Raw genomic sequence first — 20,579 nt, 5'->3', positions numbered from 1 at the left:
CCAAATGCTGGAAATCTCAGTCATTGACGGCCCGAAAGTTCCTTTCGGCCAATGGTTTCCTTGTGGTTTTTGCGCACTGAGACGATCGCCATTGCCGCAGTAATCGGCCTGCCAAGGGCGAAAGCGGGGCTGGGCAGCGAATCAATGGCGGCTACTTTTCTGCTGGCACGGACGCTAAGCTCGTTGCCATGGCACTATGCCAGCTGTTCGAGTTTGCCCGCTACCACTCGGATAGCACTTTGAACCACTTCGCACCGACTCGATGTCATCGATCGAAAGAGGCGCGAAGACCACCTTCGTCGGGAGAATTTATGGGCAACCATCTTGAGCGATACGCTGAGGTCGCGGAAATTCTGGCCCGACATGGCTTCGGTTCTCTAGCCGCCAGACTTGGCCTAGGACGATTGCATCTGGGCTCGGGCAATTGGCAGCCTGACAATGTCACAAATCCCGAGCGGTTGAGAAGGGCCTTGGAGGAGCTCGGACCGACCTTTATCAAACTCGGGCAGGTGCTGTCTACCCGGCCCGATATCCTTCCACCAGACTTCCTCGTGGAATTGTCCAAACTTCAAACCGAGGCGCCGCCGGTGCCCGCCGGGATCATCCGTTCACTCATCGAACAAGAGCTCGGGGCTGCACCCGAAGAGCTTTTCGCAACCTTCAGCGACGCCCCCTTGGCAAGTGCCTCGATCGGCCAAGCCCATGCGGCTACCTTGCATGACGGAACGGCCGTCGTGGTAAAGGTTCGACGTCCCGGCGTCGTGGCCCAAGTCCAGGAGGATCTTGAGATCCTCCAAAACCTTGCCCACCAGGCAAGCCGCAACTGGGCGGCCGTGGCCGACTATAACCTTGAGGCGATTTCCACCGGCTTTGCCGAAACCCTGCGCGCCGAGCTCGACTACCTCCAAGAAGGGCGCAACGCGGAACGTTTCGCGAAGAATTTTACCAACGACCCAAGCATCCATATTCCGAAAATCTTCTGGCCCACCACCACGTCACGGGTACTGACAATCGAACGAATCTTTGGCCTGAAGATCGACGGCGCCGAGGTCCTCGCCATGCCGACCGCCGACAAAAACCGTTTGGCCGATCTGGCAGCCAGGGCTGCCGTCAAAATGATCTTTGAGGATGGCTTTTTCCATGCCGACCCGCACCCGGGCAATCTCTTAGTTGAATCCACCAGTCTGATCGGATTGATCGATTTCGGCATGGTGGGCGAAGTTGGCGCAGAGCTCCGAGGCCACCTCGGAGGCTTGTTAATGGCATTCAGCGTCGATGACCCTGACCGAATCTGCCGGGCTCTGCTGGCTCTTTCCATCAACCGACCCAGCACGGATCGAGGCGTACTGCGGCAGGACGTCCTGCACTTCATGGCGCAGTATCAGGGGCGTTCATTGGGTGAAATTGAAATCTCGCCCCTCATCGGGCAAATACTGGCTATGCTGCGAAATCACCACCTTCAGCTGCCCAGCGAAATGGCCCTTCTAACGAAAATGATCCTCATGATTGAAGGGATGGGTGCGCGACTGAATCCAGATTTCAACCTGGGCACGGTGGTCAAGCCCTTTGCCAGGGGCTTGGCCTTCGAACGGGCCATGCCGCACAATTTGGCACGCAACCTCAGCAAATGGGGAATGGACGCCGCAGACTTGGGTGCGGAACTCCCCGATAAGATACGACATTTAGTTGACAGTCTGGACGACGGCGTCGAGCTCCACTTGCGTTCAGAGGAGTTGGCTCCGCTGATGGTCCGGGCTGAACGAATTGGTAACCGCCTGGTTGCCGGCATGATCGTTGCGGCATTTGTTCAAGGAATCGGTGAACTGACGGCAGGAGACCGGAAGGGACTGCGGACTTGGCAAAACGCACTGGTGGCAGGCGGTGTTGGTGCGGTGTCGGCACTAGGTGGCTACCTGGCCTGGACCGCCCGGCGCCGCACCGCGGGCGACCGCTAGTACCGCTCAGGCTCTTGGCGTAGAGCAAACCGCCGCCCGCCGACCGGGGTCGCCGCAGTGAAATTTGTGCATCGCCACTGCTGCGGGTCTTTGGACTCTATTGGCACCCGCGCCGCCCGCATAGGCTCGATTCCATGATGAACAACCCAGACGCTACCCCCACGGAAGAACTACCCGTTCACGAGTGCTGGGCCCTGCTTCGCGGAGTTTCCGTGGGACGTCTGGCCCTCTGGGTCACGGACCACCCCGACATTTTCCCCATAAACTTCACCGTCGACCATGGCACGATTGTCTTTCGCACCGGCGAAGGAACCAAGCTTGCCGCAACGCAGGGTGAGACGCCCGTAGCCATGGAGGCTGACGGCGTCGACCCCGCCAGCGGCATTGCATGGAGTGTTGTCGTGAAAGGCAGTGCGGCGCTCATCAATTCGACCGAGGATCTTTTGGACAGCTATTCGCTGATGCTCTTCCCTTGGCACTCCGGGCACAAGAATGCGTTCGTCCGCATTGCTCCGACTTTAGTCACAGGCCGCAAATTCAAGGTGGCCGATCCGGCGCAGTGGTGGACCCCTCAAGCAAATGCCAGCCATTCCTCAGCTGAATGAAAACACCAAATCCAGACTTTCCTACACCCATGTATCACCCTCTGAAAGGCACCCCCGCCATGGAACAAATCACCATCGTAGGTAGCGGCAATATGGCCCGGTCCATCGCTGTGCGGATGCTCAAGGCCAGGCACTCCGTGCAGATTCTAGGACGCAACGGGGAAAAGACCCGCGAGCTCGTCGAGTTTCTCGGGGCCGGGGCCCAGGGTGGCGGGGAAGGCGCCGTCGCCGAAGGCGGCATAGTGTTCCTTGCTGTCCCCTTTGCCGAGGCAAAGAAGTCGGTGCTTTTCTACGGTGACGCCCTCGCCGGACGCGTCGTGGTGGATATTAGTAACCCCGTTGACCTAGCCACCTTCGACAGTCTCGTGACCCCTGCGGGGACGTCGGCAGCCGAAGAAATCGCGCTCCACGCCAGTCCAGATGCTTTAGTAGTCAAGGCGTTCAATACCTGTTTCGCGAAGCCGTTGGAATTGGGATCCGTGTCCGGAGTGCCACTGGATGTCTTCATTGCCGGCGACTCGGAACAGGCCAAGCTCAAGGTCAGCTCCGTTGTTGCCGCGTCGGGTTTGCGTCCCATCGATGTTGGCCCGCTTCGCCGGGCACGCGAACTCGAGGCCATGATGCTGCTGGTCATGGGCCTGCAAGTCAGCCCCGCCCACGAGAACTTCAACTGGGACACGTCTTTGAACCTGCTCCCCTAACAGTCCCGAACCGCCCCTGATCTGAGCGCCGAACCTGTGAACCAGAAAGTGACCATGGCCTTGATACGCAACCACCTCATGATCACCGCCACCCTTGTTGTCGGGTGACTTGTGCTCGTGCTACTGGCCTTGGGCCAGCCCGGTCCCGCACAATTGCTGGCCGTTACAGCCATTGTCAGCACCATTGTCGTTGGTGAATATATCGCCGCGCTCATCGTTGTCTTGGTGCTTGCAGGGGGTTCTGCCTTGGAAAAGTACGCTTCCGGCAGGGCGACGGCTGAACTCAACGACCTCCTTGACCGTGCCCCTCAAACGGCACATCGTGAAGCTGACGGCGGGAATTTGGAGGACATTGCGGTCGCAGATGTGGTTGCAGGGGACGTTTTGCTTGTGCGCCCCGCCGAGGTGGTGCCGGTCGATGTCCGGTTGCTTTCGGCGTCGGGCTCGTTTGACGAATCGGCCATCACAGGCGAAAGCCTGCCGGCAGAAGTCGTCGAGGGCGGCCTCGTCCTCAGCGGATCGCTCAACGGTCCAGTAGCTGCCCGCATATCCGCCACCCTCGGAGCGTCGGACTCTCAATACAGCCGTATTGTGGCGTTGGTTGAGGAAGCGTCAACCAGCCGAGCACCAGTAGTCCGAATGGCCGACAGCTGTGCCGTCCCCTTCACCCTCCTTGCCTTAATGCTTGCCGACGTTGATTGGCTGCGCAGCGGGGAGGCCATGAGGTTTGCCGAAGTGCTCGTCGTCGCTACCCCGTGCCCCTTGCTCATTGTCGCCCCCGTGGCCTTCCTCGGAGGGATGAGCCGGTCAGCGAGGAACGGGGTCATTGTCAAAAATGATGGGACATTGGATTCTCCGTCCCGTGTCAAGACTGTGGTCTTTGACAAGACTGGCACTCTGACCCAAGGCCATCCGACACTGGAGAATGTAACGCTTGCACCCGGGAACACAGGATCTCCCAACGCAGAACAACTCCTGGTTTTGGCGGGCTCCGCGGAACAATATTCAGCGCATTTTTTGGCTTCATCAGTGGTTACCGCCACCTTGGCTCGCGGATTGGAAATCGACCGCCCCAGTGACGCTGCCGAACCTGCCACCGACGCAGTCCTCGCCGACATTGGGGAGCACGCCGTTGTGGTGGGCAAGCGGAGCTTCGTGTCACGAAGTACCGGTCCAATCCATGAGGAAGAACTTTCCGGCGGCCGTCTCACAATCCATGTTGGAGTCGATTCCCGCTATGCGGGGGCACTCATCATGAGCGATCCTCTCCGGGAAAACGCCGTGGAAACGCTTGCCAGCCTGCCGACAAAGTCTCGATAGTGCAGAATCTCATGCCCCGACCCATCATGATGGTCGAAGATAGTGTCAATGATGCTCCCGTTTTGGCTGCTGCTGACATTGGAATCGCCATGGGCGCAACGGGGCCCACGGCCGCAAGCGAGTCCGCCGACGTGGTCATCATGGTGGATGACTTGTCGAAGGTGTGCAGCGCAGTCCGTATCGGAAGGGATACTACGCACATCGCCGTCCAATGCACCTCAGGCACCCGTCAACTACAGTCGGCTCCCCCGCAACTCGAGACACAGAAATTGGGCTACCCCCACATGACTTTAGGCCCTTGTTGGCCGATGGCGGGTAAGAAAGACTGACAACACTGATACAACCGTAGGTAGAGCACATCGACCCGCCACTAGAACCCCCAGCGGGAACCACAACCACGAACGGAGAATAAGGACCATGGATCGGCTAATTGATCCTGATCGACTGACCACACTGGAGCCTGTAGCGCCCATAACGGTGTTCATTCTCGACGACCATGAACTCGTCCGGCGGGGATTAAGAGAACTCCTCGAGGGAGAGGGATTCAGGGTCATCGGTTCCACCGGTTCCGCTTTAGAGGCGACCCGTCACATTCCGGCATTGCATCCAGACGTTTCGGTCTTGGATGCGCGCCTGCCCGATGGAACGGGCATCGAAGTCTGCCGCGACGTACGGTCCGTGGATCCAACGCTGCGATGCCTTATTCTCACCAGTTACGACGACGAACAGGCCCTGCGCGGCGCCGTCCTTGCGGGAGCGTCAGGCTACGTCTTGAAGGAAATTGACGGCACAGACTTGCTCACCTCCCTTCGTCGCACCGCCAGGGGGGAATCACTATTCAGCCCCGAGGTCATGGCTAAAGTGGTCCAGGGTCTGGCAGAACCAGAACGGACGGATCCTAGAATCTCGGCTTTGACCGCGCAGGAAGCCCGCGTACTCCAGCTTATTGGGCACGGCTTGACCAACCGGGACATTGGCCAGGAGATGTTTCTCGCCGAAAAGACGGTCAAGAACTATGTCTCTTCGCTCCTGGCCAAGCTGGGATTTGAACGACGTACGCAGGCTGCCATCTTCATAACCGACACACGATGGCGGAGCGCTCCGGAACATCATTGACGATCTGCCACCGGTACGCACCACCTCATGCGGGTTCCTCCGCCGTTTGCACTATCAATCTCAAATGTCCCGTTGAGCAATTTTGCCCGCTGTTCCATGTTGGAGAGCCCACTTCCGTGACCCGGGACACCCAACCCAACACCGTCGTCATCAATTGTGACAGTCACGTTCTTCACCGTCGCGTCAATGGAAACTTCGATGGTTCCCGCATCGGAATGCCGCACCGCATTGCTCAATCCTTCAGTCAAGACTGCCAAAAGGTGTTTGGCCGTCGCCTCGGAAATTGCCGAGTCGATGGGGCCGGCCAAATTCAACCGTGGTGCGAAGGCCAGCGGCTTCGCAGCATTACGAACGGCCCGCAGGATCAAGTCACTGAGAAGTTCTGTTTCATCTGCACTGACCCTCAATGAATAAATGGTATTGCGCAGGTCACGAATAGCCTCGTCAAGTTCGGTCGTAACGGCCCTGATCCGCTCGGATGCCGTCTTGTCCGTGATGAATCGCTGCAGACTCTGGACACTGAGCCCTGCCGCAAACAGCCTCTGAATGACGACGTCGTGCAAGTCCCTGGCGATACGGTCCCGGTCGGTGAAAACCATGAGCTGTTCACGCAATCTGTGCGTCCGGGCCAGTTCCAAGGCCAACGCCACATGGGATCCAAACACGGCGCTCATTTCCACCACGATCTTGGAATAGCTGCCTGAACCCAGGTACCGCGCCAAGATCAAAAGCCCCTGATTTGTTCCCTGCGGGCCCAACGCTATGACAATTATTGGCCCAAACGCCGTCCCGTCTGCTTCGCCTAGCAGTTCGGTGGCATCCTCGAACACCGTCGGGACACCTGTCCTCAACACTTCTGCGATCGCCGGTGCGTCCAACGCCAGCGAGCGGCCAGCCAGCAGCGGTGCCCGTTCCCCGGCGGCCGCTGCGACATAGAGCTCAGGTCCGGTGTCCGAAGATACCCCGATCATGGTCAGGGCGGATTCCGATTCGGCCAGAGCGGTCTCCGCAATCATGTCCAGACTGCTTTCGGTGATATTACGTTCGTCATCCATCATGCGGCCAGTGACATACATGCACGCTTCCAGCCAACGCGAACGGCGCCTGGCATCCTCAAATAAACGGGCATTTTCAATGGCAACCCCAGCCGCGGCCGCCAGCGCCACAGCCAATTCCTCGTCCTCGACTGTAAAGTCTTCCCCGCCAGCCTTTTCGGTCAAGTACAGGTTGCCAAAGACCTTTCCCCTGACCCGTACGGGGACACCCAAAAAAGACACCATGGGCGGATGGTTCTCAGGGAATCCAACGGAAGCCGGATGCTCGTGCAAGTCGTGCAGGCGCAACGGGCGCGGGTCACTGGTCAGCAGGCCCAAGACCCCGTGCCCCGTGGGCAAGGGACCAATCTTGCGAATGAGATCCTCATCAATACCAACGGTAATGAAGTGGCTCAACGACTGGTCTTCACCGATAACCCCCAGCGCGGCGTAGCGGGCGTTCAAGAGCGTGCAGGCGGATTTCACGACCCGCTCCAAAACAGCATCAAGGCTGAGGTCTTCAGCCACGGAAACAACCGCCGCTAGCAAGCCCCTCATTCGTTCCTGTGTGGAGAGCAGTTCCCCCGCCCGATCAACAAATTCCCGGAGCAAGTCCTCAATCCTTGTGCCTGCGGCAGTCGGCAGCAATGGCGAAGCCGAATCCGCGCTAAATTCCTTCATAGACCCACCTTCGATCGGACATCGGTCATCGGACACGGGCCCACCTCACCGGGCAACTATTGACAGACTACGCTCGTTCCCGGAAGTTCGACTGCCAAGCATGGCCGCCCAGCTCAAGCCGCTGGGGCCTTTGTGCCCTACAACACCGGGCGCCAAGCATCTAGAGTCGGTTCCATGACGATGAAATCTAGTCCGGCAGTCACTACCCCCGATTCCCCTGCCATTGAAATGCTCTCCACGCCCCAGTGCTGGACGTTGCTGAAAGGACAGAATCTGGGGCGTTTGGCCGTTGTCATCGAAGGCCACGCCGAAACCTTTCCGGTCAACTACGCGGTGGACAACGGTTCGGTCATTTTCCGCACCGCCAAAGGAGCCAAATTCCTTGCCAAAACTTCCAACGCCCAGGTGTCCTTTGAAATCGATGGTTACGACGCGAGGACAGAGCAAGCCTTGAGCGTGGTCCTTCGCGGTATCAGCCAAGAGCTCCACCACGAACCCGGGCCCGCCGAATCCCAAGCCCCGCCCCTTCAACCGTGGCAGGGGCGGCAACAAGGAACACCTGGTGCGCATCAGCACAGTGACGCTTAATGGGCGGCGGTTCCCCGTCACCAGGGCCGACAATTGGACTACACCCCTAACCGACGCACGGCGCTCAACGTTTGAGTAGTCACCTGCCCGAATACCACCCCCAACACAAGGACAAACCATGAAGGCGCTCGTCTACGACGGTCCAGGACAGATCAGTTGGACCGATGTCCCGAATCCGGCAATTCTCCATCAGTCCGACGCGATTGTGCGCGTCGATACAACCACCATTTGCGGCACTGACCTGCATATCCTCAAGGGTGACGTTCCCGCCGTGCAAAATGGGCGCATTCTTGGCCATGAGGGGGTCGGGACTGTTATTGAACTGGGCTCGACGGTCAGCAACTTTGCAGTGGGCGACCGCGTCATCATCTCGTGTATCAAGTCGTGTGGGCATTGCACCAACTGCCGAATCTCACTGTACTCCCACTGCCTTGGCGATGAAGGTGAATCCGGCATTGGCTGGGTCTTCGGTCACCTCATAGACGGGACCCAGGCAGAGTATGTCAGGGTGCCGTATGCGGACAACTCGCTGTACAAATTGCCGGAGAATGTCAGCGACGATCAGGGTGTCATGCTTTCGGACATACTCCCGACGGGCTTTGAAATTGGTGTCAAGGCCGGGCACGTCGCCCCGGGCGACGTCGTCGCCGTCATCGGGGCCGGCCCCGTAGGCCTGGCCGCGATTGCCACAGCCGGACTCTACGGAGCAGCGACGATCATCGCCATCGACTTGGATGAAAACCGTCTCAATCAGGCGCTCGATTTCGGGGCCACCAACACAGTGGTGTCCGGCTCCCCGGGCTGGAAAGCCCAGGTACTGGCCCTAACAGACGGTGCCGGCGTCGACGTGTCCATTGAAGCCGTCGGAACCCCGCAAACCCTCACCATGGCCCTGGATCTGGTCCGGCCGGGCGGCCACGTGGCCAACGTCGGCGTCCACGGGCAGGCGGTCACCCTGAACATGGCGGAGCTGTGGATCAGAAACATCACCATCAGCATGGGCCTGGTCAATGCCAGCACCACCCCGATGCTGCTCAAACTCGTGGCCCGGAACAAGATCCCGGCCGGCCAACTGGCAACTCACCACTTCACCTTTGACCAGTTCCTTGAAGCGTACGACACGTTCTCCCGGGCAGCGGAAACCAAGGCACTCAAAGTCATCCTCGCCCGGCGGGTCGGGTCAGGATCAGGGGGCAGGGAACGTGCAGAAGCAGATCCTGCGTCACTGAGCCCATGATCGCGTGCTGCACCGCTCCCCTGCCGCGGCTTCCCACCACGAGCATCTGAGCCCCTTGGGATGCACCGGCCAGGGCGCTGGCCGGTGCATCCTCGGAGTCGAAGCGGTCGGAAACGCTCAGGTGTATGTGGCGGGCTCGCAGGCAGGAGACGGTTGACTCCAGGATCATGCGCCCCGTCGGATCGTCCCGCGTGGCCATCCGCGCACCGGAGGAACTGCCGGCAGCGTAAATGACTGTGAGCTCCTTCCCTGTTTCCACTGCTTCGTCGGCGGCAAAATAGGCGGCAGCCAGCGAGTGCGCGGAACCATCAATGCCGACGACGACGCCGGCATCCACTGCTGTGTGCTGTACCGGGATCACGGCAACGGGGCACCGGCCCATCATGGCGAGCTGCAGATTCACGGCACCGAAGCCTTCCCCATGTGAGTCGGCCGTCCGATCCGTTCCGACCACCACCATTGTGGCACCGGCGGATAGCTCCACCAGCACAGGAACCGTCTCCCCACTGACCAGCCTGGTCTGCACATGCACGGCTGGCGCGAGTTCCCGAGCCGTGCCTGCCTCACTCTCCAGGAAGCCGGCGATGGCGTCGTGAACACTCCGGTACTCGGGATTCCCGGGTGACACCAGATAATCAGGGATCACATGAACCAGAAGCAGGCCAAGGCGGAGCCGCTCCGCCCGCCGCGCACCCCAAGCGAGGGCGGCCCTGCTGGAGGATGACTGGTCCACCCCCACCACAATGTCCTGCTTATTTGCCATTGGAGCCTGTCCTTTCCCTGCGTGCATAAATCAAATAGTCCTAACAATCCCGTAGGAGTCTGCCTGGCCGGGGTTCTGGACGACGGCGGCAAGCGGGTCAACGAGGCCGCGAGGCATTCCCGTCGCGGCAACGCCAGGTACCTTCACAGCGTTCGCCGATGCGGTCTCGCGGGCCATGAAAGCACCCAGTTCGCTGATGGTGCTCATCAGCGGGGCGGGGAAGACAACCGTGGTGTTCTTGTCGACGCCCAGCTCCACCAGCGTCTGGAGGTTCCTGAGCTGGAGCGCCAGCGGGTGTGCCATCATGGTGTCCGAGGCATCGCCGAGCGCGGCGGCGGCCAATGATTCGCCTTCGGCGGCAATGATTTTTGCGCGCTTCTCGCGCTCGGCTTCCGCTTGGCGTGCCATGGCACGCTTCATGCTGTCAGGGAGCTGAATGTCCTTAAGCTCGACCAGGGTCACTTCCACGCCCCATTCCAACGTGGTCACATCCAGGATTTCTCTGATTCCTGAGTTGATGACATCAGTTTCGGCCAGCGTCTCATCGAGGGTGTGTTGCCCGACGACTTTTCTCAGGGTGGTCTGGGCAATTTGGTCGATTGCTGAGTACACGTTTTCAATGGCAACCAGCGATTTCACGGCATCCACGACGCGAAAATAGGCGACGGCGGAAATGTCGACACTGACGTTGTCGCGGGTAATGATGCCTTGGGACTGGATAGGCATCGTGACGATTCTCATCGAGACTTTTGGCATCCTGTCGATCAAGGGGATAATCAGCGCTAGCCCGGGCTTTTTGACGTCCGTGACTCGGCCCAGGCGAAAAACAACGCCCATTTCATACTGATTGACTACGTGGACGGCAAGCACTGCCGCAATCACGAGCACAATGACGATGGCGACAATGCTGCCAATGAGGATGGTCATGGCGTTTCCTTAGAGTGTTGCCCATCCGTGGAATGACGCGGGCGGACCTTGAGCGCCAAACCGGATGGATTGTCGCCGTGTGGGTGCTGCCGCGAACTCACGGACAGCGAAACTTACGTTGGTTCAACGCTAGGCTCGAAAATACCTGCGGCGGAGAGTCGAAAGACCCTAATCGGCGATGTGTCGCAGAACACCTCAGCCACCAAGGCCCCTGCTCCGCGCAGCTCTGAATTCTCTAGAGTTCTGTGCCTTTCGACCCTATCCATTCGCCGACTGAGGGCCTAGGCTCAAAAGGAACCCCGGGTATTTCCTGAACGTGCGCTTTAGCTGGCGTGCGACTTCAATTGTGAATCGAGGACTCGGAGGGCAATGCAAGCCAGGAACTCTAAGAATGAGCACCCCGTTGGGCTTGCCTTGCCCGCCGACCCCGTGGCCGGCCACGTTCCGGCTCCTGTTGTGGTGCACGGGAACATCCCGAAGTGGCTCTTGGCAGTTGCCTCCGCGCTCGTGTTGATTGTCTGGATTATCGACCCTGCTCGCCTATTCCGCTTTGACGGCAAGCCTCCTAGGTGTCGGAAGGCCCAGCTACTTCACTTTGCTTCGGATCGATTTAGCAGTCATGGGCGTCAATCATGTGGTGCCCGGCGGCGGCCCTCTCTACTTTGCTGGCCACCGGTGTGGGGATTTGGTTCCTGACCCGGCATACGGACCGGGCCATCCAGGCCGCACGCGGAGTGGTCCGGCATGTGCCCCTGGTAAGGGAAGATTCCGTCGAAAACTTTTTTCGCATGATGGCCAGTCAAATCGTGCTGCTGTCCTGGAACCCTAGGTGACTCGGCCGAGACGTTACGCTCGCCGCGTCCAATTGGCTTTTGGACGCTGCAGCGCTTTGGGTGCTCTTGGCCACCTTCGGACATTATCTTGACATCGGGCCCCTGCTGACGGTGTACGGCGGGGGAAGCATCCTAGCCATGTTGCCGCTGACACCGGGCGGGCTGGGCATTGTTGGAGGTGTCATAGTTTCAGCATTGATCGGCTTTGACACACCGGCAGGCCAGCCTCCCGTGGCCCGGTTCGTGGCTTCCCTGGTGACTAGCGGGAGTTTCCTAGCTAATTGAGGTCAGACTGGTGTTTGTGCTGGTCAGAGGCGCTTTTGAGTGGTTGGGAGTGTATGACCTAATTTTTCTTGGGTGCCCATTTGTTGAGGTTGAAGATCTCGGCAAGTTTGGCGTGGGTGTCGATGTCTTCGGTGAGCATGCGTCGGGCTTTGGGGCGTCCGCCGGTGGAGGGGTAGATCATCACGGTTTCACCGATGCTCGCGAGGCGTTCCAGAAGTTCCCGAACGGAGTGGTGTTCGCCAGCTTTGTCGGCTTCTCGGCGCATGAGGTGGGCGATTTGCAGTGCCAAGACGCAGGTGAAGGTGTGGATGCGGATGTTGTGCTCGCTCCAGTGATTCATGGGTGAGAACGAGACGACGTGGGGGTCTTTGAGTTGCCGGAATCCGAACTCGGCATCGGATTGGGAGCGGTAAGCTTCCACGAGATCCGCGACAGGCCAGTTCTCGTGGGAGGTGACCAGAACCCTTTTGCCGAAGACTTCTTCTTCGAGTTCCGCCTTTGCTTCCTCGTTGACGGTGGTGGTGAGCCGGTGGGTGGCCGGGGTGTTACCGGTGATGGTGACCTCCAGGACGCGGCGCAGCCAGGAATCGGCGGTGATGGTCTTGATATGCGCTGCCAGTTCCGTGGTCGTACGCCTTGCCTTGCCACGGGCCAGGGTATCGGCGAGCTCGTCGAGTTTCAGCTGGGCCTTGGCCAGGGTCTGGGCGAACCCGGCGACTTGCTTGGCGTGCAGGGTTGGTGAGTGGGTGAGGATCACCCTGCGTTCGGTACCGTAGACGACCCTGCGGGTCTCGGTCGCGCTGAGTCCGCCGAACCGGGCCGCATCCACGGCCTTGCGGTCGGTGGCGGGAATTTTCAGTAGGTCCGGGACGTGGGAGGGCGGCACGGAGCCGACGAAGGCCAGGGCGGTGTCAGTGACTTGCGTGAAGTTGGAGGCCGAGTTCTGTCCGGCATCAAAAACCACCGTCACCTCCGGAGAGGCTGAAATTCCGGCAGTCTCGGCGAGCTTCTTGTGTCTGGTGCCCAGCGCATCGATCATGAGCGGGAACTGGGTGACATCGGGCTTATTGCCCGGGTAGGCGTGGGCGAGCAACGGTATGCCGCCGTCGCGGGTGATGACCAGCCCCAGCCCGACCAGGCGCAGGTCGGCCCGCTTCTGCTTCGCCTTGCCACGCTGAGCAATCGGGGCCACCTCGTTGGCCGAATCAATGTAGGTCGCGAAGTTCGTCATGTCCAGGGCCAGTGCCGAAATGTCGAGGTTGAATTCGGTCACCATTGCCACCGCGATGCGTTCCTCAATCACCGCCAGCTCTGGAAGGGACACGCCGTGCATGGCATCCCAGAAGCGACGGTGGTCCAGCACCTTGGCGGGGATCTTCGTGAAGCGGTCCGCCGCCGTGGACTTCCACCAATCAGCGAAACCCAGCTTGGAAGTCGGCGCCACGACCCGGTTCAACGCCGCCAATGCCAGGTACGTCCCCACGGAGGCCCCGGCGTCCTTGCGTCGGGCGCCCACGACCGAATCGATGATCCCGGCAACATCCAGCCGGCCCAGGATGCCCCAGACCGCGGCACTGTCCCCGAAGCCCAGATGCCGGGTCTTCTCCGGAACGGAGACCGCCTCCTTGGCATCGAGCAGCTTCTCAATGTCCTTCGCGGAACCCAGATACCGCTCGGAGACCATCTTCGGCTGACCGTCGACCCGCGCCATTTCACGCAGGTACCAGTACACCTTGCCGTTGACCGTTTTCTTATAGAGCGCCATACCATCTACAATACTTTAGGTCATACATATTTCGGTAAAATGAACGCCCCGACACGCCGTAACCTACGCGGTTTTTATTTTGTCGGAGCCTTCAAAAACGAAATAGCTAGGAAACTCCCGCTAGTACCCGTCGAGCGATTCTGGCACGCTGAACCGGGCTGCCCGGCGGTGAATGTGGTGGACCCGGCCGCGCCGTCGAACAGTCGGGGACTGCTGGACAGGCCGGGAAAAGAACCACCGCTTCGCGCATTCAACCAGCACCAAATACACCACGGTCATGGCCAAAAGCGCCAGAAAGAAGGGAATGGGCAGCGGGTCGAAGCCGATCAGTGCTCCAAGTGGCGAGAGCGGTAGGGAGATGCCAACGGCAACCACGGCCAAGGAGGCCCAGAGCAGACCGGCCGACGGCCGGCTGCGCAGGAACGGCACGCGGCGGGTTCGGATGGCAAAAATGATCAGAGTTTGAGTGGCGATGGATTCGATAAACCAGCCCGCCCGGAACTCCCCAGGTGCGGCATTGAAGACAAACAGCATCAGCCCAAACGTTGCAAAGTCGAACAGTGAGCTGATCGGACCAAAAAGGAGCATGAAGCGGCGAATGAAAGCGATGTCCCAATGCGAGGGGGCGAGCAGCTGTTCCGCATCGACACGATCCCCGGGGATGGCCAGTTGGCCCGTGTCGTAGAGCAAGTTGTTGAGCAGGATTTGTCCGGGCAACATGGGCAAAAAGCTCAGTACCACGGAGGCTGCTGCCGCACTGAACATGTTGCCGAAGTTACTTGAGGTACCCATGAGCACGTATTTGATGGTGTTGGCAAAGATCCGCCGCCCTTCCCTGACCCCCTCGGCCAGCACACCTAAATCCTTGTCCATCAGGACAATGTCCGCCGCATCCTTGGCCACGTCTGTGGCGGTTTCCACGGAGATTCCGACGTCTGCCTTGTGCAGAGCCAGCGCATCGTTGACCCCGTCGCCGAGGAACGCAACGGCCCGGCCCTGTTGGCGCAGCATCCTGATGATCCGCGCCTTCTGTTCCGGTGAGACCCGGGCAAAAATACTGGCATCCTTGGCAGCAGTCCCGAGGTCGGTATCAGTCATGGCGTCGATTTCTAAGCCGGTTAGTGTTCCCCCCGACTCAAGGCCCAAATCCCTGCAGACCTTTTCGGCAACCCTAGCGTTGTCCCCCGTAGCAATCTTTACAGTAATGCCCAAGGTTGCCAGCTCCACCAACGATTCCTTGGCATTTGCCTTGGGCTTGTCAAGGAAGACCAAAAAACCGGCCAGGACCAGTCCTTGCTCATCGGCCAGCACTATGGCTTCTCGGCCCGCTACCTCACGTGTGGCCACGGCAATAACCCGCGCACCGGCGTCGAACTGCTCATTGAGCATCTCCTGCGCCAATGCGGGAATGTTCTCGCACAGCAGCAAGACATCCTCGGGCGAGCCCTTGGTGACAATCTGCTGGTTTCCAGTCGCATCAGCCACCAGAACGCTGGTCTTCCGCCGCTGGTGGTCAAACGGAATGATGCCCAGACGACGATGGTCTGTTGACTCAAATTCGGCAGCTTCCCGGGCTTCCCACAATGCAGCGTCCAAAGGATTCTGGCCCACTGTGGTGGCGGTCCCCTGCGAATAGTCGGCTTCCGTGGAGAGAAGCCCCAGCGTAAACAGGCCGGCCTTGGAGATGTCCGGGCCGACAGGCAGTGCCGAGGTAAAGCTGATGCGTCCTTCCGTCAAGGTGCCTGTCTTATCTGTGACCAGCACGTCCATGTCACCTAAATCCTCGATACACACTAGACGTTTCACAAGTACTTTCCGCTTGGCCAATGCACGAGTTCCGGCTGCCAAACAGGTGCTGACGACTGCCGGCAGCAACTGGGGCGTAATGCCAACGGCTATGGCGAGCGAGAACAGCAACGAATCCAGGAGGGGGCGCCCGAGCAGCAGATTAGCGATGAAGATCAGGGTGGTCAGGCCAACTGCCACCTGCAAAAGCAGGAAGGAAAATCGCTTTAGGCCATTCTGAAATTCCGTTTGCGGCTGATGTTCCCCCAAGCCCAGTGCGATCTTGCCGAACTCGGCGCGTCCGCCGGTGGCGACGACGACGCCGGTGCAACTGCCGGACTGGACCACAGTGCCCATAAAAACACAGCAGGACAAGTCTCCCAACGATGCGTCCCCCACGATGGGGACCGAATCCTTCTCCGCGGGCAGGGACTCACCCGTGAGGATGCTCTCGTCGCACAGCAGGCCCTCCGCGGTGAGGACCCTGATGTCCGCCGGGATGATCGCTCCCAGGGTCAGACGAACCACGTCACCGGGCACCAGAACCACGACGTCGATTTGGCAAGCGGCCCCGTCCCGAAGGACGACGACCGTGTGCGTGACGCGGGAATGGAGTGCTTCGGCGGCACGTTCGGCCCGAAATTCGTTGCTGAACCCCAGACCCACACTCACCACCAAGATGACCCCAATGACAATCGAATTCGTAGCGTCCCCCAGAAACAAGGACAGCCCGGCCGTGACAATCAAAAGGATCAAGATCGGACTGCGAAGTTGCCGGCCCAGCACCGACCATGGGCTGGCCTTGTGGGTCCTTAAAGCGTTGGCTCCAACGGCGGCCAATCGACGTGCAGCTTCACCTCCGCTCAACCCACTTTCCGAGGACTGGAGTTCGCGAAGAACCTGCTCACCGCTGAGGCGGGCTGTGCCGGCAAGTGAAATTTGTGTGAAGTTTGCCGGCTCAGTTCTTACGGACAGGCTCATCGGCGTCCTCATGACTTGCGCCCACAGCCGCCACTTCCGCACCATCGTCTGCCCCATGAACCACCAACACCGGGCAACTAGCGTGTTCAGCGCATGCCGAACTGACAGACCCCAGCAACATGCCAGCGAATCCCCCATGCCCACGGGAGCCGACAATGAGCATCTTGGCGGACTTTGCCTCATCGATGAGGACCTGTGCCGGACGGCCCCGGATTGCCTGCGCCCTCAAGCCTGAGGGGAACTGATCCCCAAACGCTTGTGTCAGGGCGGTATCCAAAACCTGCTGGGTGTCTGACTCGGGATCCCATTCAGACGCCGAATAGGGGCCAAAAGCTGTCTCAAAGTGCCAAGCTGTGACGGCCGTGATGGTTGCCTCAAGTACGCCCGCCAGCGTTTGTGCCCATTTCAGGGCCAGCACGGACTCGGGTGATCCGTCGACACCAACCACAATGTGTGGACCCACACGGGTTATCTGGTCTTCCATGACTGGAACCATCTTTCTTAAGTATTCGCGTGCACTTCGAGCAGTTCAGCCCCGCTGCGCGTTCCCCTCCATCTTTCAGTGCCGATGGCGTACCTGGACAGGGTCCAAGGGCCCTAACACTATGGATCCTTGCGTGCCACGCTGAGAGTAACGGACATTGTTTGCCTGCGTCGGAACGAAGGTCGCCCCGGCTCAAAATCAACTAAATGGACACGGAGCCTGCCTTGAACAGCGACCTTGCTCAAATCAACCGCCAAACCCCACGAGGGTCCCGTCAAGACGGATGGCCGGTAGAATTCTCCCTCCTGCACCGGTACTTCAATGCCGCCAACTACCTGACTGCGGCGCAAATCTGCCTTCAGGACAATGCCCTGCTGCGCCGACCATTGGCGGCGGAGGACATCCAACCTCGGGTGCTCGGACACTGGGGTACGAGCCCGGGGCTTTCATTGATTTACGTCCACCTCAACCGGCTGATTCGCAATACCGGGGCCAAGATGCTTGGCCTAGCGGGCCCCGGCCATGGCGGTCGCCCCGTCGTTGCCAATCTGTACCCCGAAGGGTCCTACTCCGAAATCTATCCCCAGGTCAGCCAGGATTTGGAGCAGCTCCGGCACGTGATCAGGCAGCTCTCCACCCCAGGAGGCATTCCAAGCCATGTGGGCCCGGCGACTCCCGGTTCCATCCATGAAGGAGGGGAATTGTGCTATTCATTGACCCACGCAACGGGGGCCGCGATGGACAACCCCGAGCCATTCGTGGCCTGTGCTGTGGGCGACGGCGAAGCGGAAACGGCTCCCTTGGCGGGCGCCTGGAAGGCCTCGGCGTTCCTCAACCCGTGCCGGGACGGGGCCATCCTGCCCATCTTGTGCCTCAACGGCTACAAGATCTCCGGGCCCACGGTCCTGGGACGCCAATCCGATGAGCAAGCCATGGCACTGGATCGCGCGTATGCACGGATTCTGCAGATCCAGGACGATGCCCGGAACCACGGATCCACGGGCCAGTCCCACTGGCCAGCCATCATTCTGCGCACGCCCAAGGGCGGGACCGGGCCGGCAATTGTGGATGGTGTTCCCGAGGAGGGAACGTTCCGTGCCCATCTGCTTCCGCTGGCCGGGGTTCGGGAAAACCCGGCGCATTTGGCCCACGGTGGCCCCGAAGTGGCACCACTGCCCATCCTGCCCTTGGAGGACTACGCCTGGGACATTGGCACCCCCGGGTCGCTCATGCATGAGTCCACATGGCCCCTGGGCGAAATGCTCAGGGATATTTACTCGGACACCGCCGAAGCTTCGAGATTTCGTTTGTTCTGCCCGGACGAAACCAACAGCAACCGCCTGGGCGCCGTCTTCGAGGTCACCGACAGGTGCCTTATGGAGCCGGCGCACCACGGCGATGACCACCTCTCCCCTGATGGGCAGGTCATGGGGGTCCTCTCGGAGCACCTCTGCCACGGCTGGCTGGAAGGTTATGTCCTCACGGGCCGTCACGGGCTTTTTGCCACCTACGAGGCGTTTGCCATGGTGAGTGCCTCCATGACCCTACAACACGCAAAATGGCTGCAGCACGCCCGGGAACTTCCTTGGCGCAACCCCGTTCCCAGCCTGAACATCCTGCTCACATTGACCTGTTGGCGCAATCATCACAACGGTTTCAGCCACCAGGGACCCGGCCTGATTGACACAGTCCTATCCTTGTCCGGATCGGTCATCCACGTCTACCTGCCACCGGATTCCGGTATCCTTCTGGCCATAGCCGAGCATGTTTTGCTGAGCAAGGACCATGTGAACTTGGTGGTAGGGGCCTGCGCCGGCGATGTTCCCACGGAAGAAGCCCTCGCCGTGGCATGGCTGCTGCAACGCCATGTCCCCGGTTTGAGGTTGCGCGGCTACGCCCGAGCCATCCAACAACTCCTGCACGGCCGCCGGAACCCGGGCCGCTTCCATGTCAGGGGCGACAGCGAACAAGGCACCACAACCACACCATTCGACATGGTGGTCCTGAACCGAATGGGCCAATACCACCTGGCCTTGGCGGCCCTGCCCCGGGCCAGCGGCAACTTTGACGTGGCACAGGAACTGACGGGCCATTGCCACGCGATGCTCAAGAAGCACGAAAGTTACATCCGGGAGCATCTTGAGGATCTGCCGGAGATTCACGACTGGGTCTGGACGCCGCCAAAGAACACAAGGAATGCATCATGACAAGCAAACAGGATCCGAGAGCCATTGTTGTGGGGGTCGATGGATCCGAACCCTCCATTGCGGCGCTGCGGGAAGCTGCCGGCCTGTCCATCCGGCTGGGCGCACCCGTCCAGGCCCTGCTGTGCTGGAGCATTCCCACTTTTTACCAGGTTCCCTACTCCGTTGGCACCTTTGACTTCAAGGGGGCGGCTCAGGGGATCCTGGACACAGCGATTGAGGCCGCATTTGGCATGGACTGGCCCGAAAACCTGACCGCCCGACTAAAACAGGGGCCTCCCCGGCAGAGCCTGATCGAGGCCAGCAAGGAGACACCACTGTTGGTTCTGGGCCGGCGTGGATTTGGCGGATTCACCGGCCTGCTGATGGGTTCGGTCAGTTCCGCCTGCGCATCCCGCGCCCATTGCCCCGTGCTCATCGTCCACGCCCCAATGTTAGGAGAAAACCATGTATGAACTGGTGGCAGCCGCGGCCGCACCCATCACCCCAGGGACCTATTTTGGCTGGGGGGATGTGACCATCCAGTCCGGAAACCTTGTCGTGATCATCGTGATGATCATCCTCTTCGGCCTGGCCTTGGTCCTTCCGTTTCCGGGCGGAAAGAGTCGGAAATGAATACTAACCAGGCTTCCGATCAGGAGGCGGAAGGAACCGGCGCCTATACGTGGACAGGAAAGTCCCGCCGTTGGTTCCTGAAGCGCCTTCCACCGGATAAATTGCTTCCCGAGGACCAACCCAGTTACGTGGCGTCGTGGGCCTATGTCTTTGGCATGGGCGCTGTGGCCGGGCTGGTTTTCATCATCGCTTCCGGCGTGGTCTTGAGCCTGAACGGACCACAGTGGTACCACGTGTCCGCCCTGGGCCACTTCACCAACAGCGTGCACCTGTGGAGCGTCGAACTGTTCTTCATGTTCATGGTGGTGCACTTGTGGATCAAGTTTTGGATGGCCGCGTGGCGTGGCGGCCGGCTGCTGACCTGGATCACCGGCATGCTGGCCTTCCTGGTCTCCATCGTCACCGCGTTCACGGGGTACCTGTTGCAAACGAACTTTGACTCCCAATGGATCTCATTCGAAGCCAAGGATGCTCTGAACTCCGCAGGCGTCGGGGCATGGTTCAACGTGGCCAACCTGGGACAGGTCTTCATGTGGCACATCATGCTCCTGCCGCTTGCCGTCGGTGCCGTCGTCGTACTCCACGTGCTGCTGGTTCGCACCCACGGCGTGGTCCCGCCGTTGGATGCGGCCGAGACCGATGCCCAGTTGCGCGAATCAACAACTGGCCAAAACGATGCGGAGGCGCAATTGCCATGAGA

18 protein-coding genes are annotated in these 20,579 nt (G+C 60.0%); 12 read left to right on the top strand and 6 right to left on the bottom strand.

Annotation, left to right across the window (positions count from 1 at the left end):
- Nucleotides 1-188 precede the first annotated feature (188 nt).
- From AAGW05_RS12185 to AAGW05_RS12165, 5 genes are all read left to right on the top strand, one after another.
- Nucleotides 189-1,955 carry an ABC1 kinase family protein gene (locus AAGW05_RS12185; protein ID WP_411804796.1) on the top strand — a complete coding sequence of 589 codons (1,767 nt, stop codon included), beginning with the start codon at nucleotides 189-191 and terminating at the stop codon, nucleotides 1,953-1,955.
- A gap of 134 nt (nucleotides 1,956-2,089) precedes the next feature.
- Nucleotides 2,090-2,560, top strand: coding sequence for a pyridoxamine 5'-phosphate oxidase family protein (locus AAGW05_RS12180; RefSeq protein WP_411804795.1), 471 nt, complete (start codon nucleotides 2,090-2,092; stop codon nucleotides 2,558-2,560).
- Between the two features lie 59 nt (nucleotides 2,561-2,619).
- A complete protein-coding gene (locus AAGW05_RS12175) occupies nucleotides 2,620-3,261 on the top strand; it encodes an NADPH-dependent F420 reductase (RefSeq protein ID WP_411804794.1) in 642 nt (213 codons plus the stop codon).
- A 111-nt stretch (nucleotides 3,262-3,372) separates the two neighbouring features.
- Nucleotides 3,373-4,581 (top strand): HAD-IC family P-type ATPase, encoded by a 1,209-nt coding sequence (locus AAGW05_RS12170; RefSeq protein ID WP_411804793.1) that lies wholly within the window; start codon nucleotides 3,373-3,375, stop codon nucleotides 4,579-4,581.
- Nucleotides 4,582-4,998: 417 nt separating this feature from the next.
- Nucleotides 4,999-5,697: a response regulator gene (locus AAGW05_RS12165; RefSeq protein ID WP_411804792.1), complete on the top strand. Its 699-nt coding sequence runs from the start codon at nucleotides 4,999-5,001 to the stop codon at nucleotides 5,695-5,697.
- Here AAGW05_RS12165 and AAGW05_RS12160 read toward each other — a convergent pair.
- Nucleotides 5,691-7,412 (bottom strand): GAF domain-containing protein, encoded by a 1,722-nt coding sequence (locus tag AAGW05_RS12160; RefSeq protein WP_411804790.1) that lies wholly within the window; start codon nucleotides 7,410-7,412, stop codon nucleotides 5,691-5,693. The two genes, AAGW05_RS12165 and AAGW05_RS12160, sit on opposite strands and share 7 nt — an antisense overlap.
- A 174-nt stretch (nucleotides 7,413-7,586) precedes the next feature.
- Here AAGW05_RS12160 and AAGW05_RS12155 point away from each other — a divergent pair, with 174 nt between their 5' ends.
- Both AAGW05_RS12155 and AAGW05_RS12150 read left to right on the top strand, forming a co-directional pair.
- A complete protein-coding gene (locus tag AAGW05_RS12155; protein ID WP_411804789.1) occupies nucleotides 7,587-8,000 on the top strand; it encodes a pyridoxamine 5'-phosphate oxidase family protein in 414 nt (137 codons plus the stop codon).
- 118 nt (nucleotides 8,001-8,118) lie between these two features.
- A complete protein-coding gene (locus tag AAGW05_RS12150) occupies nucleotides 8,119-9,237 on the top strand; it encodes a zinc-dependent alcohol dehydrogenase family protein (protein ID WP_411804788.1) in 1,119 nt (372 codons plus the stop codon).
- Here the strand turns inward: AAGW05_RS12150 and AAGW05_RS12145 are convergent.
- Nucleotides 9,158-10,000: a universal stress protein gene (locus tag AAGW05_RS12145; RefSeq protein WP_411804787.1), complete on the bottom strand. Its 843-nt coding sequence runs from the start codon at nucleotides 9,998-10,000 to the stop codon at nucleotides 9,158-9,160. The genes AAGW05_RS12150 and AAGW05_RS12145 overlap by 80 nt on opposite strands.
- Nucleotides 10,001-10,030: 30 nt before the next feature.
- Complete coding sequence (locus tag AAGW05_RS12140; protein WP_411804786.1) at nucleotides 10,031-10,927, bottom strand: slipin family protein; 897 nt, start codon at nucleotides 10,925-10,927, stop codon at nucleotides 10,031-10,033.
- A gap of 872 nt (nucleotides 10,928-11,799) precedes the next feature.
- Between AAGW05_RS12140 and AAGW05_RS12135 the strand changes: the two genes are divergently transcribed.
- Nucleotides 11,800-12,045: a hypothetical protein gene (locus AAGW05_RS12135; RefSeq protein ID WP_411804785.1), complete on the top strand. Its 246-nt coding sequence runs from the start codon at nucleotides 11,800-11,802 to the stop codon at nucleotides 12,043-12,045.
- Nucleotides 12,046-12,103: 58 nt separating this feature from the next.
- Here AAGW05_RS12135 and AAGW05_RS12130 read toward each other — a convergent pair whose 3' ends face one another.
- From AAGW05_RS12130 to AAGW05_RS12120, 3 genes are all read right to left on the bottom strand, one after another.
- Complete coding sequence (locus tag AAGW05_RS12130) at nucleotides 12,104-13,810, bottom strand: IS1634 family transposase (protein ID WP_411804784.1); 1,707 nt, start codon at nucleotides 13,808-13,810, stop codon at nucleotides 12,104-12,106.
- A 120-nt stretch (nucleotides 13,811-13,930) separates the two neighbouring features.
- Complete coding sequence (gene mgtA, locus AAGW05_RS12125; RefSeq protein ID WP_411804783.1) at nucleotides 13,931-16,576, bottom strand: magnesium-translocating P-type ATPase; 2,646 nt, start codon at nucleotides 16,574-16,576, stop codon at nucleotides 13,931-13,933.
- Nucleotides 16,554-17,060: a universal stress protein gene (locus tag AAGW05_RS12120; protein ID WP_411804782.1), complete on the bottom strand. Its 507-nt coding sequence runs from the start codon at nucleotides 17,058-17,060 to the stop codon at nucleotides 16,554-16,556. The genes mgtA and AAGW05_RS12120 overlap by 23 nt, the downstream gene beginning before the upstream one ends.
- 206 nt (nucleotides 17,061-17,266) lie before the next feature.
- On the opposite strand from AAGW05_RS12120, the gene AAGW05_RS12115 reads away from it, so the two are divergent.
- Genes AAGW05_RS12115 through AAGW05_RS12100 form a run of 4 tightly spaced genes read left to right on the top strand, consistent with a single transcriptional unit; the run spans nucleotide 17,267 to nucleotide 20,577 of the window.
- On the top strand, nucleotides 17,267-19,267 hold the full coding sequence (locus AAGW05_RS12115) for a phosphoketolase (RefSeq protein WP_411804781.1): 2,001 nt from the start codon (nucleotides 17,267-17,269) through the stop codon (nucleotides 19,265-19,267).
- Nucleotides 19,264-19,719 (top strand): universal stress protein, encoded by a 456-nt coding sequence (locus AAGW05_RS12110; protein ID WP_411804779.1) that lies wholly within the window; start codon nucleotides 19,264-19,266, stop codon nucleotides 19,717-19,719. Before AAGW05_RS12115 ends, AAGW05_RS12110 begins: the two co-directional genes overlap by 4 nt.
- Entirely contained in the window at nucleotides 19,712-19,879 is a 168-nt protein-coding gene (locus tag AAGW05_RS12105; RefSeq protein ID WP_411804778.1) for a hypothetical protein, read from the top strand. The genes AAGW05_RS12110 and AAGW05_RS12105 overlap by 8 nt, the downstream gene beginning before the upstream one ends.
- Nucleotides 19,876-20,577 (top strand): cytochrome b N-terminal domain-containing protein, encoded by a 702-nt coding sequence (locus tag AAGW05_RS12100; protein WP_411804777.1) that lies wholly within the window; start codon nucleotides 19,876-19,878, stop codon nucleotides 20,575-20,577. Before AAGW05_RS12105 ends, AAGW05_RS12100 begins: the two co-directional genes overlap by 4 nt.
- Nucleotides 20,578-20,579: the final 2 nt, after the last annotated feature.

Source organism: Arthrobacter sp. LAPM80, from assembly GCF_046736435.1.
GTDB lineage: Bacteria > Actinomycetota > Actinomycetes > Actinomycetales > Micrococcaceae > Specibacter.
Note: the sequence above shows the minus strand (reverse complement) of the source record. Positions and strands in the feature narration are given on the sequence as shown.